Here is a 13877-nt window from a genome sequence, read left to right as displayed (position 1 = left end):
GGTACTTTTCCCCTGCACTGGGTTTACATATGCGTTTTTTCAGATGATGCCACTGATTTTACTATATCCTCGAACACAACGCAAGCCCTTTCTGCTTAACAGCCCATCAGGGGCTGTCAAGCAGCCTCATAACCCATGCTAACCAGCCAGATTTAAGAAATACTTGTGCAGTCTGAGGTCCTCGGTCAGTTCGGGGTGGAAGGCCGAGGCGACCAGCCTGTCCTGGCGGACCAGGACGATCTTACCGTCAAAGACGGCCAGGACCTCGACCCCCGGGCCGACGGCGGTGATGTAGGGCGCCCGGATAAACACCGCCCTTACCGGGTCGTCCCCCAGCGTAGGAACCGCCAGATCGGCCTCGAAACTGTCGACCTGGCGTCCAAAAGCGTTGCGCTTGACGGTGATGTTCATCAGACCGAGACGCGGCTGGTCCGACTCCTCGATGACCCTGGCCAGGAGCACCATGCCGGCGCACGTCCCCAGGATGGGCATACCCTGCTCCCCTCTGGCGCGGATCACCTCGAAGAGGTTGAACTCGTTCATCAGCTTGCCGATGGTGGTGCTCTCGCCGCCGGGGATAATCAGGGCCCGGCAGTCATCGAGCTGCTCGGGCTTACGGATTTCCACCGGGTCGTGCCCGCAGGCGCGGACCGCCCTGGCATGTTCGATAAAGGCCCCTTGCAGGGCCAGGATGCCCACTTTCATCTTATTACCAACCCCGGTCCTGCATGCGTTCGTGCGGCGCGATCGTGGAAATCTCGCGACCGGGCATGGCCTCGCCGAGCTCGCGGGAGACCTCGAGCAGGACCTGCGGGTCGTTGAAGTGCGTGGTCGCCGCCACAATCGCCTTGGCGCGCGCCGCGGGGTTGGCCGACTTGAAAATGCCGGACCCCACGAAGATGCCGTCGCAGCCGAGCTGCATCATCAGCGCGGCGTCGGCGGGCGTCGCGATGCCGCCGGCCGCGAAGTTCACGACGGGCAGGCGCCCCGTTTCCGCGACCTGGACCACCAAGTCGTAGGGAGCGCCCATTTCCTTGGCGGCCGATACCAGCTCCTCCTTAGGCAGTACCGTGAGGCGCCTGATCTCGTCCATCACCATGCGCATGTGGCGGACGGCTTCGACGACGTTCCCCGTCCCCGGTTCCCCTTTCGTGCGGATCATCGCCGCCCCTTCGGCGATGCGGCGCAGCGCCTCGCCCAGGTTACGCGCCCCGCAGACAAAAGGCACCTTAAAGAGGTGCTTGTTGATGTGAAACTGCTCGTCCACCGGCGTGAGCACTTCCGACTCGTCGATGTAGTCGACCCCCAGGGCCTCCAAAACCTGCGCCTCGACGAAATGGCCGATGCGGACCTTGGCCATCACCGGGATGGTCACGGCGTCCATAATCTTTTTGATCATGGTGGGATCGGCCATCCTGGCTACGCCGCCGGCCGCGCGGATGTCCGCCGGCACGCGTTCCAGGGCCATCACGGCGCATGCCCCGGCCTCTTCGGCTATCTTGGCCTGTTCGGGGGTGGTGACGTCCATGATCACCCCGCCCTTGAGCATCTCGGCAAGTCCTTTCTTTACCGTCCAGGTACCCTTCTCAACCATTCTTCTCTTAAGCCTCCGCTCTCTCAGTTAATCCGCTCCGTTACTATAGGCATTATCTTATACCAAGCCCCCGACAAAAAACAACATATCGGGACTGTTGAAAAACAGCTCTTATCCCGCCCTAAAAGCCGAACCCGGCACCAAGCCCTATTGAGTGCCGGGACGTTTTTTGGGCGGAACCAGGAACCTGGATTTACCTGACGACCAGGACCGGGATCTTGGAGATATGGATCACCTTGTGCGCCACGCTGCCGAGGACGATGTTCTCGAAGCCTTTGTGCCCTCTCTTGCCGACGGCGATGAGATCGAAATTGCGCCTCTCGGCGTAGCGGACGATGCGTTCGGCAGGGTCGCCGAAGCGCTTCTCGACCGTAATCTCGAAGCCCTCCTCGGCGAAGAAGCTCCGGTAGGACTCGGCGACCTTTTCCATATTGGCCTCGACCATTTCTTTCAACCCTTCGTGCATCACGAAAGAAAACTCTTCGGTGTCCTCGGCTTTTTCGTGGGCGGGAAAGACCATGATCACCGTAACCTTGACCTCGGGGCTCCATTTCATCATTTCCCTGACCGTTTCGGCAACGCGAAAGGATGGTTTTGAACCGTCCCCCGCCAGGAGAATCTTATAATCTGCCATCAACAAGGCCTCCTCTCTTAAATCGTTCGCACAGTATTCACGGAAGCAACATTTACCCCGATTCCTTAGTGCGCTCAATGCGCTTCCAGGAGAGTGCTGCAAAAAGCCAAGACGCTGGTTTTGGTACAGACGTCTTTCAGGGTACGACCGTGCTTTGGAAGTCACCCTGAGACCGCTCAGAAAGAGGTCCGAGGCGAGAGGTCAGAGGTCGGAACGGGAAGCGATCGCTTCGCGATCGCAAGTCTATAATCCTTAGAAATCTGCTTTGCGGATTTCATCAGGTCAGATTTCTGACTTCCGGCATCCGACATCCTTTTTGCCAGGCGCAGTTTTTCAGCGGTCTCCTAGCATTTTGCCAACAGGACGGGGCAGGGGGCCAAAGCCAGCACCTTGCTGCTTACACTCCCGATAAACAGTCCCTGGATGCCGCTGATGCCCCGCGGGCCGAGGATGATTAGGTCAAAACCGTGTTCCCGGGCGTAATCGCAGATTTCCTCGGCCGGGTTGCCCTTACTGAAATCGGTCTTGGCCGTGAAACCTTCGGCCTCGAGGATGTCGAGCGCCGCCTTGAAGACCTGCTGGCGCTCTTCGGCATACACGTCGTCGATCTTGCTGGCGTCTTTGTCCCGGCCGGTCGACACGAAAAACAGCTTGCGGCGGGCCATCCCCTTGGGCACATTGTGCACCGTAAAAATCGTTACCTCCAGCCCGGGGTTAAGATGCATGAGCTTGGCGGCTTGCGCCACCGCGTGCAGTGAGCATTCCGAACCGTCGGTGGGTACAAGGACTTTTTTGATCACGGCCGCTCCCTCTTTCTTTTTAATCTCCCGGCGCAATGCGGGCTACAGCGACCAGGGAGTCCCCTTCGTTGAGGCGCATGAGGGTCACGCCCTGCGCCGGCCTGCCCAGCACAGGCACTTCCTTAACGTTGATGCGGATCACGACCCCGGCCCTGCTGACCATGACGACCTCTTCACTCTTGTTGACGACCTCGAGGGCCACGACGTTGCCGTTGCGCTTCGTGGTCCTGATGGCGATGACGCCTTTGCCGCCCCGGCCCTGGGTCCGGAATTCGTTCAAAGCGGTACGCTTGCCGTAACCCTGTTCGGTCACGATCAGCAGGTCCGCCCCCGGGTGCACGTGGAACATCCCGATAACCTCGTCGCCGGGCCTCAGACTGATGCCGCGGACGCCCCGGGCCGTGCGGCCCATGGGCCTGACGTCGGTCTCCCTGAACCTGATGGCCAGCCCGCGCTTGGTCCCGATGACGACCTCGTTGTCGCCGCCGGTGATTTCGACGTCGACGAGCTCGTCGTCCTCGTCCAGGCTGATGGCGATCAGCCCGTCGCGCCTGACGGTGTCGAACTCGTGCAGCCGGGTCTTCTTGACGATGCCGTGGCGCGTCGCCATCAAAAGGTAGGCGTCCTCGTCGAAGTCGGTCACCGGGATGACGGCGGTGACGTCCTCGGCCCCGCCCAGAAGCAGGAGGTTGACCAGCGGGGTGCCCCTGGCGTGGCGCCCGGCCTCGGGTATCTCGTAAACTTTAATCCTGTAAACCTTGCCCTTCTGGGTGAAGAAGAGCAGGTAATCGTGCGTCTTCGTAACAAAGAGGTGCTGGACGAAATCCTCGGTCTTGGGCTCGACGCCGGTAACGCCCCGTCCGCCCCGGCGCTGGCTGCGGTAAACGGAGAGCGGCATCCGCTTGGCGTAGCCCTGTTTGGTGATCGTCACCACCACGTCTTCGAGGGGGATGAGGTCCTCGGGCCGCATGTTGGTCTCATCCCGCCGGATCTCGGTGCGGCGGGGGTCGCCGAACCGGCGCTTGATCTCCGCAAGTTCATCCTTGATGACGGCCATGATCTTCTGCTCGTCGGCCAGGAGACCCTCCAGGTACTCGATCCTGGCCACCAACTCCCTGTACTCCTCTTCCAGTTTCTCGCGCTCGAGCGCGGTCAGGCGCTGCAAGCGCATGTCCAGGATGGCCTGCGCCTGTTTTTCGGTGAGGCCGAAGTTCTCCATCAAGGCCTGCCTGGCCGTGTTGACGTCCCGCGACCGGCGGATGGTCCTGATGACCTCGTCGAGGTGCTGCAGGGCGATGCGCAGGCCCTCGACGATGTGCAGGCGGTTCCTGGCCTGCTCGAGGTCGTAGCGCGTCCTCCGGGTCACCACCTCACGCTGGTGACTGAGGTAGAGCTCCAGGATTTCCTTCAGCCCCATGACCCTGGGTTGCCCGTCGGCGAGGGCCAGCATGATCACGCCGAACGATTCCTGGAGCTGCGTATGCTTGTACAGCTGGTTCAGGATGACATTGGCGTTGGCGTCCCGGCGCAGTTCCACGACGACCCGCATTCCGGTGCGGTCCGATTCGTCGCGCAGGTCCGTAATGCCGTCGATCTTCTTTTCCTTGACCAGTTCGGCGATTTTCTCCACCAGCCTGGCCTTGTTCACCTGGTAAGGGAGCTCAGTGATGATGATGGCCTGCTTGCTGCCGATCTTGTCGATCACCGCCCGGCCCCGGACCTTGAAGCTGCCCCTGCCGGTCCGGTAGGCGCTGCGGATGCCCTGGCGCCCCATGATGATCCCGCCCGTGGGGAAGTCGGGGCCCTTGATATAGGTTAAAAGTTCTTCCATATCGGCTTCGGGGTGGTCGATCAGGTGGATGACGCCGTCAATCACCTCGCCGAGGTTGTGCGGGGGGATGTTGGTGGCCATGCCCACGGCGATGCCCGACGAGCCGTTGACCAGCAGGTTGGGAAAACGCGAGGGCAGGACGACGGGCTCTTTCGTCGTCCCGTCGTAGTTGTCTATGAAATCTACGGTCTCCTTCTCGATGTCGGCCAGCATCTGGGGCGTGATTTTCGCCATCCGCACCTCGGTGTACCGCATCGCCGCTGCGGCGTCGCCGTCCACCGACCCGAAGTTGCCGTGCCCGTCAACGAGCGGGTAGCGGCTGGAAAAATCCTGGGCCAGGCGGACGAGGGCGTCGTAAACAGCGGTGTCGCCATGCGGGTGGTAGGCCTTCAACACTTCGCCGACGACGTAAGCCGACTTGCGGTGGGGTTTCTCCGGGGTGAGGCCGATCGCGTGCATGGCGTACAGGATCCGCCTGTGCACGGGCTTGAGGCCGTCGCGGACGTCCGGCAGGGCTCGTCCCACGATGACGCTCATGGCGTAATCCAGGTAGGACTGGCGCATCTCCTGGTTGATGTCGATTGAAATGATTTTCCCGGGGTCGGCGGCCAAAAAAAAGCACCCCCAGAACAGAAGTCAGAGGTCAGAAATCGGATGCCGGAGGTCGGATGTCAGACCTCCGGCATCCAGCTTCCGACCTCTTTTTGACATAAGTTTCTATATTGTTTAGTATACCAAAAAAAAGCAACAAGCCAAACGCTTTTCCACGGTCCCGGGAAGCCGCTCGAACCGGGACCTCCTATCACCTTGTCTCCCGGGGAGCGGCGTTCTGCCTTTCCTCGTTTCTGATAAAAACCTGCAGCTCGGCAACAACCTTATCAAGCGGTATGGCCCTGGCTTCCGCGACCAGTATCGGCCGCCCGAAGCTGAACCCGTCCTCCCTTTCGACCGGCTCTCTTGGACGGCTGGGCAACCCTTCGTGACTGCCGAACCACTTGCAGCAAACGGGGTAAGGCGAGTGAAAGGTAAAACTGTGGTCACCGGCGGTCACCCTGAACTCAAACAGACTGTAATAGTGATGGTCCTCCCGGCACTTCTTGCATTTCCCCGCCGCAAGGATGTACGTCTTGTAGTCCTGTCCCAGGGCGTTGGCTTCACGGCGGCAGGACGGGCAAAGGAGCACGCGGCTTCCGCCGTCGACGAAACCCGCGCTCAGACCGTCCTCGACGCCGAAGTTGCGGGTCATCGTCCGCAAGACCTGCCCTTTCAGCATATAAAGGTGCTGGTGCCCCGCCTTGGCGTAGTGATTGAGGTGAAACAGGTAATAGGCGGCCCGTAGCAGTACCGCCATCCGCTCCGGCATCAGGTTCAGCGACTCCAGGAAATCTTCCTCCTGGTACCGTACCTTACGGACCTTAATCATGGACGCCAAGGATACGGTCGTGTTCCCCTTTGGCCGGTTCAGCGTTCTCTTATTCTGCCAGGATTTCTTAACCTCCGGCATGACCGCCGCCAGTTTTTCGACTTCCTCCCGCGAGAACCAGAGTTCCTTGCCGTACTTGCCGTCGCCGATAGCCGTCACGCAGAGCCTGCCCTCGCGCACGAGCAGCCTCACCTCCGCCAGACTGATGCCCAACTTCTTGGCGACCTCGAAGGCCGGCATTGTTCCGTGCGGATTCACCAGTCACCCCTCCCGCGAAAAAAGGCGGCCCCATCAATCCGGCCGTAACGTTATACTACTACTTTTTACAGGCCAAGACATCCTGGCAAGTGCTAGGAAACAATGGGGCACTGAGCGTTGAGCATCCCGTGGGATGGGGAATGCAAGAAAAACGGGATTCGGCGGCTACCGAATCCCTGCAAAACGAAACAGTCGACTTCCGTGTTTTGGAGGAGAGAAGTGGGAGTCGAACCCGACCCCAGCTTGCGAGGCTGGCCGACGGATTTGCAGTCCGCGGGGAGCACCGGCTCCTTTCTCTCCGAAGAGATACATTTGCCATAAAGCATTACAATCCTTTATGTAATCTATGCTATTCTGTTATTTTTATTAAACCGTTACCGCTATAGGCCTGACGAACCCCGAACGGCTTCGGACGGGTTGTTACCAAGTCAGTATAATAACCTATTGTCATAGCCGCTATTACAGGATGCAATGGCAAAATGGGCGAATTATCGTTAGTTAGCAATTATCGGGAATGGAGGTGTTGGCAGAAGCATTGTCTCTGTTTCCGGCGGTGCAAGAAGGCCCGCCGGCGGGAGCCGCCGGCGGGCGAAACGCCGCCAAGAAAGTTCACGTTTAGGAGGTTCAGCAGTGAAAGAAAAAGGCATCATCGTTCTTGCCGGCATCGTCGTCGGCTCCCTAGCCGTGGCCTTGGCCGTAGCCGGGAACCCGGGAAACATGGGTGTTTGCATCGCCTGTTTCCTGCGCGATATCACCGGCGGCCTGGGGCTGCACCAGGCGGCTAAACTGCAGTACGTCCGGCCCGAGATCCTGGGCATCGTCATCGGCGCTTTCTTAATGGCCGTGTCCACTAGGGAATTCAAGGCCGTGGGCGGGGCCGGCACCTTTACGCGCTTCGTCCTCGGCTTTTTGGCCATGATCGGGTTTCTGGTGTTTCTCGGCTGCCCGCTGCGCGCGGTGCTGCGGTTGGCCGCCGGCGACTTGAACGCGCTCCTGGGCCTGGCCGGCCTGGCCGCAGGCGTGGGCATCGGCGTCTTCTTCATCGGCAAGGGGTTTTCCCTGGGACGCGCCCTTCCCCAGAACAGGAGCAACGGCTACCTGTTTACGTTTGTCATTGCTTTTATTCTCCTGATCGTGCTGGCGGCTCCCGCATGGTTCTTCGCCAGCAAGGAAGGTCCCGGCTCTATGCACGCGTCTGTGCTGCTCTCGCTCGGTGCCGGGCTGCTTGTCGGCGCCCTGGCCCAGCGCTCGCGCTTGTGTTTCGTGGGCGGCATCCGCGATCTGATCATGTTCCGCGACACTTACCTGTTTACCGGCATGGCCGTTATTTTTGTAACCGCACTGATCGGTAGCCTGCTCGTCGGGAAATTCCACCTTGGCTTTGAGAACCAGCCGCTGGCTCATACGCAGGGGGTTTGGAACTTTCTCGGCATGACTTTGGCCGGGTGGGCTTCCGTCCTTCTCGGCGGCTGCCCCCTGCGGCAGCTGGTTTCGGCCGCGGAGGGCAATACCGATTCCGCGGTTACCGTTTTCGGCCTCATCCTGGGAGCTGCTTTCGCCCACAACTTCAAGCTGGCGGCGGCTCCAACGGGCGTCCCCGCCGGCGGACAATACGCCGTGGTTATCGGACTGGTTGTCGTGGCCTTGATCGCGGTAGCCCTGACCTATGTGAAAACCCCCGTACAAGGGAGGGTGGCAAGTGGACAAAAGGCATGTTGATACCCGCGGCCTGCTTTGCCCCGAACCGATGCTGATGGTCAAACGGGAAATCGAAGCCATGGATTCGGGAGTGATTGAGGCGCTGGCGGACAGTTCGGCGGCCCGGGAGAACATCAAGCGGCTGGCGCTGTCCAAGGGCTGGAAGGTGGAAATCAGGTCGCAAGAAGGCGACTATCTCCTTACGCTGAGCAAATAATTTCCCAACAACTTGACAACATCGCAAGGTAACGCCGCGGTAGCCGCCGGGGCGTTACCTGTTGGAACCCTGCGTATCGGGGCTGTTGAAAGACTTCGCCTGGCTTTGTCACGCTCGCCGCCCAGTGCTCACGTACCACCCAGTACGCTCCGCGCTGGCCAGCTTCGCCTTCCGCGCCATGCTCGTTTTTGAACAGCCCCCATTTTTTCAACAGGCCGTACCGCCAGGATATTCTTTCATGCCCCCTCATAGGTATATGGTGAAACCGATCGGGGGGCTTTGGACCTTTGGCGAATCGTGGCAACCCCTTACGACTGTGGTGTTTTCTATTTTTCCCGCGTTACAGATATTCATCGCGATTCTGGCTGGCGCTCCTTTTACTTTTACTGGTCGTGATCGTCCTTTACGGCATAAGGCGCTTTTCCATCGTAAGCGTGAAGCCCGACACGGACCGTACCCGGGCCGTCATAGTAATCAATTTCCTGTTGCCCATGCGCCAGGAATCTTTATGCTCAAGGCTGAGGATCGCGCCCGAAATCCCTAAAACAGGAGTAATTTGTGAAACCGAATGGCTGGGCCCGACTACTCTGGTTTTACGATTGCAACAGCAAGGGGAGCCGCAAGGACAACTCTTAAAGTTCCAAATCGATCGTGCCCCCACGATTATCCCTTTCATCAGCAAAAGCGTTACCGGAAAGGTCAGGCCCCCAGTGCCGATTAGGCTAATGTCAAAAGTTCTCGCAGACAAAATACCCTCCCGGGGTCCGGTACCCATCGTCTTTAATACACCCGTCAATCTCCACAGTCTTAAAAGATCGGTGGTTCTTCCCATACCCGGGGATTTGACGCCCCTTCGGCTTTCTGTCGACGGTAAGAGTTTCACCGACTACAGCCGCTGGCAGTACACGCCGGAGAAGCCCTTTCAAAACGATACAACCTACCGGATTATCATCAAAGCGGGTCTTCGCAGCATGGGTGGAAGTGTTTTAAATGGCCGAGAGGAAATCGCTTTTACTACAGCAAGAAAACCAAAAGTCGTCAGCACTAACCCGCGTGACGGCGAAAGAAAGGTTCACCTTTACCGTACCATAGAATTCGTTCTCGACCAGGAGATCTCATCCGCTTGCGTCAAGGTCATAAGTCTTCGGGAAGGAACCAGCGTGCCGGGAAATACGGAGGTTAAACAAGGCTCCGTTGTCTTTCGGCCGGCTTACTCGTTTCTGCCGAACACCTGGTACAAAGCCGTTCTGCAGGCCGAGTCGGCGCATCTCGAAAGCCTGGACAAATACAAAATCACTTTTACGACGCTGGATTTGGGGAACAAATACTGGGTCGACGTTAAACTGGGCGAAAGGCATACGGCCACCGTCTACAAGGGAAGCAAGGTGGTCCGCCGCATGCCGGTGTCCGGAGGGCGGCCGGATAGCCCCACCCCGCTGGGCTGTTTCTACACTCAGGACCGCGGTCATGCCTTTTGGTCGGCCCGGTTCGGCGAGGGGGCCACCTACTGGGTGCGCCTGGTCGGACAGGTGCTCATCCACTCGGTGCCCAAAGACCACCGGTGGAAAACCAAAGAAGAAGAACACGCCAAGCTCGGCCTGCCGGCGAGCCACGGCTGCATACGCATGGATGAAAAAGACGCCAAGTGGTTTTTTGAAAACATCCCCCGAGGGACGATGGTGATCATCCATCACTGATTTATGCATCAAGAACCCCCGCTATGCTCTTCCCGTCGGTCTCCCGGCCAATCTTGCCGGCTTTATAGCATCGGTGATCGTCTATAAAATTGTCTTTTCTTAAATCAGCTTGACAATGGAGCCTCGCGCGAACCTCCGGTGAAACGCATGGTTAACATGATTAAGATGCCCGCGCCGGGTTAAATATGTGGGGGCAAACGGGGCTTTAGCAGCACCTGGGAAAAACAGAACCCCATCCGTTTGAGACGGGGTCCCCTTATCGCTCGTAGCGATAACATACTCGTCGGCTCCGCTCCCCCTAGCGGAGAAGAAGAACGCGGGGTTAAACATCCAGGTTCCTGACCTCCCTGGCGTGGCGCTGGATAAACTCCCGCCGCGGCTCGACCTGGTCGCCCATCAGCGTGGAGAAGAGTTCCTCGGCGGCCATGGCGTCCTCCAGGTTGACCTTCAAGATGGTCCGCTTCTCGCGGTCCATGGTGGTGTCCCAGAGCTGCTCGGGGTTCATTTCACCGAGACCTTTGTAGCGCTGGATCGTTACGTCTTTCCCCAATTCCTCCAGGGCTTTCTGCAGTTCCCTGTCGCTGTACAGGTAGCGTTCCGCCTTGCCCTTTTTGACCTTGTACAGCGGGGGCTGGGCGATGTAGACGTACCCCTTTTCCACCAGTTCCCGCATGTAGCGGTAGAAGAAGGTCAGGAGCAGGGTGCGGATGTGCGCGCCGTCGACGTCGGCGTCGGTCATGATCACGATCTTGTGGTAGCGCGCCTTGGCGATGTCGAAGTCCTCGCCCACGCCGGTGCCGATAGCCGTGATCAGGGCGCGGATCTCCTCGTTCCCGAGGATTTTGTCCTGGCGCGCCTTCTCCACGTTCAGGATCTTGCCGCGGAGCGGCAGGATGGCTTGAAAACGCCGGTCCCTACCCTGCTTGGCCGAGCCGCCCGCGGAGTCGCCCTCGACGATGAAGAGCTCGGCTTCCCGCGGGTCGCGCTCCGAACAGTCGGCGAGTTTTCCCGGCAGGGTGCTGCTCTCAAGGAGACTCTTGCGCTTGGTGAGTTCCCTGGCCCGCCGCGCCGCCTCGCGGGCACGGGCGGCGAGCACGGCCCTGTCGATGATCCGCCGGCCCACGGCCGGGTTTTCTTCCAGGAAAATCATCAGGTGCTGGGAGACGACACCGTCCACGATGCTGCGGACATCGCTGTTGCCCAGCTTGGTCTTGGTCTGTCCTTCAAACTGCGGCTCGGGGACCTTGACGCTGATGACGGCCGTAAGACCCTCGCGGATGTCCTCGCCCGCCAGGACGCCGTTTTTTAAAAGGTTATACTTCCTGGCGTAGTCGTTGACGACGCGGGTCAGCGCCGCCCGGAAACCGGCCTCGTGCGTCCCGCCGTCGATGGTCCGGATGGTGTTGGCGTAGGAATAAATCAACTCCCGGTCACTGTTGACGTACTGGAAAGCGATCTCGACAACCACGTCGTTCTTCTCGTCGCTCATGTAGATCGGCTGTTCCGGCAGGGTTTCTTTCCGTCCGGAAAGCTGCCTGACGAAGTCCCGCAAGCCCCCCGCGTGGTGGAAGTCCTGGGACTCGTCGGTGCGCTCGTCGATAAAACGGATGGTCACCGTCGGGTTCAGGAAGGAAAGCTCCCTAAACCGCTGGGCCAGCGTCTCGAAGTCGAAACTGGTGACCTCGAAGATCTCGGCGTCCGGCTTGAAGGTGACCCTGGTGCCGGTGCCCTCAGCCTCGCCGATCTCTCCCATGTCGCTCGCGGGCAGGCCCCGTTCGAAAACCTGCCGGTAAAGCCGCCCGTCACGGGATACTTCCACCTTGAGCCACTCCGAGAGGGCGTTCACCACCGAAATGCCCACGCCGTGCAGGCCTCCGGAAATCTTGTACTGCCCGCCGCCGAACTTGCCCCCGGCGTGCAGCCTGGTCAGCACGACCTCGAGCGCGGGACGCCCGACCGTCGGGTGGATGTCGACGGGGATGCCGCGGCCGTTGTCGGTGACCGTCACCGAGTTGTCCCGGTGAACGACGACCTCAATGAAATCGCAGTAGCCGGCCAGGGCCTCGTCGATGCTGTTATCGACGACCTCGTACACCAGGTGGTGCAATCCCCTGGGCCCCGTCGACCCGATATACATGCCGGGACGCTTGCGAACGGCTTCAAGGCCCTCCAGTACCTGGATATCCTCGGCGCCGTAGCCGTGGACGGTCTGGTGATTTTCCAACAAACAGGCCTCCTCAAAAAACACACTCTAATTATTTATTTTAACACATATACCCCTTTTTCAGAGGCGCGCAAAAAATGCACCTCCCTCAAAGTCTATTCAAAAGCATCTCAAGTTACGGCTGCCAGTCAAGGCCGGACCTTTTTTTCAGCGTTCCGCACGATATCGGCGAGAGGTAGACCTTGTCGCTCGTGATGACGAAGGAGCGGTGCTTTTCGCCTTCCTCGATGATCGCCTCGAGGAGTCCCTCGTCACGCGCCATTTTGAGAAAATCCTTGGTGCTGTTGGCCATCTTCGTCTGCAGGTCCAGGATCGCGATTACGTCGCTCTTCAGTACCATCACGTCGGCTCCCAAATGCAAAAACACCTGCGTCTCCCCCTCTCAACTACTTACCGACTACTGAATACCGACTTGATACTGCCGTTTTCCACTCTAAAAACTTTTCCTTCCTTGCCCGCGGGTATCTCGCTATCGCCCACCGTCACGAAAACCTGTGCGTCGTCGCCGAGCTTTTCAAGGATCTTTCGTCTCCGTCCCCTGTCCAGTTCGAAGAAAACATCGTCGAGGAGCACCACCGGCGTTTCGCCGGTAAGCTCCTTCCAGAGGGCGACCTGGCAGAGCTTTAGGGCCAGGACGATCGACCTCTGCTGCCCCTGGGACCCGAAGACCCTGGCCTCCCTGCCGTCGATCAGGACCGACAGGTCGTCGCGGTGGGGACCCGCCATGGTCTGCCTCATTTTCATTTCCCGGGACCCGTTTTGCTCCAACGCCTCGCGCAGAGCTCCGGCGATCCCGGCAGCGCTGAGCTCGCGCAGGACGGCGGCGCTGCGATAGCGCAGGCCAACCTCTTCCCCGCCGCCCCACTCCTTGATCATTTCTTCAAGGAGCGGAGTCACCCTCTTCAGCACCTGAAGCCGGTGCATAATTAATTCGCCGCCGAGAGCCGCTAACCTCTCCGTCCAGAGCGCAAAGCTTTCTTTATCCCCCGGGGCGGCGCGGAGCAAGGCGTTACGCTGGGCGAGGGCGCGGCGGTATTCCCGCAGAGCGGCGGTATAGCCGGGACTGAAGACGCTCATCTCAAAGTCTAAAAACCTTCTCCTCTCCTGCGGGCCGCCCTTGAGCAGCAGCAGGTCGTCCGGTGTAAACAGCACGGCCCCGAAACGGGAAGCAAAATCCTCCTGGTTGACCCGCTGTCCGGCGATGCTCAGCCTCTTGCCCTTCTCTTCCTGCACGCACAAGACCCGCGTAAGCAACCCCCGGTGTTCGAGGTCGGCCGTGACCCGCGCGCCGGGCCGCCCCCACAGGACCACTTCGCCAGCCCGCGCGGCGCGCAGCGAAAACCCCCGCAGGGCGAAGTACAGCGCCTCGATGAAGTTTGACTTTCCCTGGGCGTTGCGCCCGCTGATGACGTTGAACCGCGGGTGGGGTTCGACGCGGAAATCCGTGTAGTTCCTGAAGCTTTGTGCTTCGACGGTGCAAATGCAAAGGCGGCTCACACTG

General features: G+C 59.6%; 12 protein-coding genes, 1 tRNA gene and 1 other annotated feature (1 of these 14 only partly in view). Of the genes, 3 read left to right on the top strand and 10 right to left on the bottom strand.

What is annotated here, in order from left to right; translation table 11 throughout:
- Positions 1 to 27, bottom strand: a binding site (T-box leader); it reaches 185 nt to the left of the window's first position.
- Between the two features lie 111 nt (positions 28 to 138).
- The 7 genes from pdxT to ACPV0M_RS10650 form a co-directional block, all read right to left on the bottom strand.
- On the bottom strand, positions 139 to 705 hold the full coding sequence (gene pdxT / locus ACPV0M_RS10680; protein ID WP_425620621.1) for a pyridoxal 5'-phosphate synthase glutaminase subunit PdxT: 567 nt from the start codon (positions 703 to 705) through the stop codon (positions 139 to 141).
- 4 nt (positions 706 to 709) lie between these two features.
- Entirely contained in the window at positions 710 to 1594 is an 885-nt protein-coding gene (gene pdxS / locus ACPV0M_RS10675; RefSeq protein WP_425620620.1) for a pyridoxal 5'-phosphate synthase lyase subunit PdxS, read from the bottom strand.
- Between the two features lie 193 nt (positions 1595 to 1787).
- Positions 1788 to 2228 carry a universal stress protein gene (locus ACPV0M_RS10670; RefSeq protein WP_425620619.1) on the bottom strand — a complete coding sequence of 147 codons (441 nt, stop codon included), beginning with the start codon at positions 2226 to 2228 and terminating at the stop codon, positions 1788 to 1790.
- Between the two features lie 344 nt (positions 2229 to 2572).
- Positions 2573 to 3028, bottom strand: a complete 456-nt coding sequence (locus tag ACPV0M_RS10665) for a universal stress protein (RefSeq protein ID WP_425620618.1) — start codon at positions 3026 to 3028, stop codon at positions 2573 to 2575.
- A gap of 19 nt (positions 3029 to 3047) precedes the next feature.
- Positions 3048 to 5471 carry a DNA gyrase subunit A gene (gene gyrA, locus ACPV0M_RS10660; RefSeq protein ID WP_425620617.1) on the bottom strand — a complete coding sequence of 808 codons (2424 nt, stop codon included), beginning with the start codon at positions 5469 to 5471 and terminating at the stop codon, positions 3048 to 3050.
- 190 nt (positions 5472 to 5661) lie between these two features.
- Positions 5662 to 6540, bottom strand: coding sequence for a hypothetical protein (locus ACPV0M_RS10655; protein WP_425620616.1), 879 nt, complete (start codon positions 6538 to 6540; stop codon positions 5662 to 5664).
- A gap of 207 nt (positions 6541 to 6747) precedes the next feature.
- Positions 6748 to 6840: transfer RNA gene (locus tag ACPV0M_RS10650), tRNA-Cys, on the bottom strand.
- A 330-nt stretch (positions 6841 to 7170) separates the two neighbouring features.
- Here ACPV0M_RS10650 and yedE point away from each other — a divergent pair.
- The 3 genes from yedE (at position 7171) to ACPV0M_RS10635 (ending at position 10152) form a co-directional block, all read left to right on the top strand.
- Positions 7171 to 8259, top strand: coding sequence for a YedE family putative selenium transporter (gene yedE, locus ACPV0M_RS10645; protein WP_425620615.1), 1089 nt, complete (start codon positions 7171 to 7173; stop codon positions 8257 to 8259).
- Positions 8240 to 8455: a sulfurtransferase TusA family protein gene (locus ACPV0M_RS10640; RefSeq protein ID WP_425620614.1), complete on the top strand. Its 216-nt coding sequence runs from the start codon at positions 8240 to 8242 to the stop codon at positions 8453 to 8455. Before yedE ends, ACPV0M_RS10640 begins: the two co-directional genes overlap by 20 nt.
- A gap of 842 nt (positions 8456 to 9297) precedes the next feature.
- Positions 9298 to 10152, top strand: a complete 855-nt coding sequence (locus tag ACPV0M_RS10635) for a L,D-transpeptidase family protein (protein WP_425620613.1) — start codon at positions 9298 to 9300, stop codon at positions 10150 to 10152.
- Between the two features lie 322 nt (positions 10153 to 10474).
- Here the strand turns inward: ACPV0M_RS10635 and gyrB are convergent, their stop codons facing one another.
- The 3 genes from gyrB to recF form a co-directional block, all read right to left on the bottom strand.
- Positions 10475 to 12379, bottom strand: a complete 1905-nt coding sequence (gene gyrB, locus ACPV0M_RS10630) for a DNA topoisomerase (ATP-hydrolyzing) subunit B (RefSeq protein ID WP_425620612.1) — start codon at positions 12377 to 12379, stop codon at positions 10475 to 10477.
- A gap of 112 nt (positions 12380 to 12491) precedes the next feature.
- Entirely contained in the window at positions 12492 to 12743 is a 252-nt protein-coding gene (gene remB, locus ACPV0M_RS10625; RefSeq protein WP_425620611.1) for an extracellular matrix regulator RemB, read from the bottom strand.
- Between the two features lie 23 nt (positions 12744 to 12766).
- Entirely contained in the window at positions 12767 to 13873 is a 1107-nt protein-coding gene (gene recF / locus ACPV0M_RS10620) for a DNA replication/repair protein RecF (RefSeq protein WP_425620610.1), read from the bottom strand.
- Positions 13874 to 13877 lie beyond the last annotated feature (4 nt).

It is taken from the genome of Desulfosceptrum tomskiensis, from assembly GCF_049818055.1.
Classification (GTDB): domain Bacteria; phylum Bacillota; class Desulfotomaculia; order Desulfotomaculales; family JASEER01; genus JBFLVT01.
Note: the sequence above shows the minus strand (reverse complement) of the source record. Positions and strands in the feature narration are given on the sequence as shown.

What these genes read in the sequence shown, in the direction of transcription:
- pdxS (WP_425620620.1), bottom strand. Translation starts at nt 1,594, where the DNA reads ATGGTTGAGAAGGGTACCTGGACGGTAAAGAAAGGACTTGCCGAGATG.
- pdxT (WP_425620621.1), bottom strand. Translation starts at nt 705, where the DNA reads ATGAAAGTGGGCATCCTGGCCCTGCAAGGGGCCTTTATCGAACATGCC.
- ACPV0M_RS10670 (WP_425620619.1), bottom strand. Translation starts at nt 2,228, where the DNA reads ATGGCAGATTATAAGATTCTCCTGGCGGGGGACGGTTCAAAACCATCC.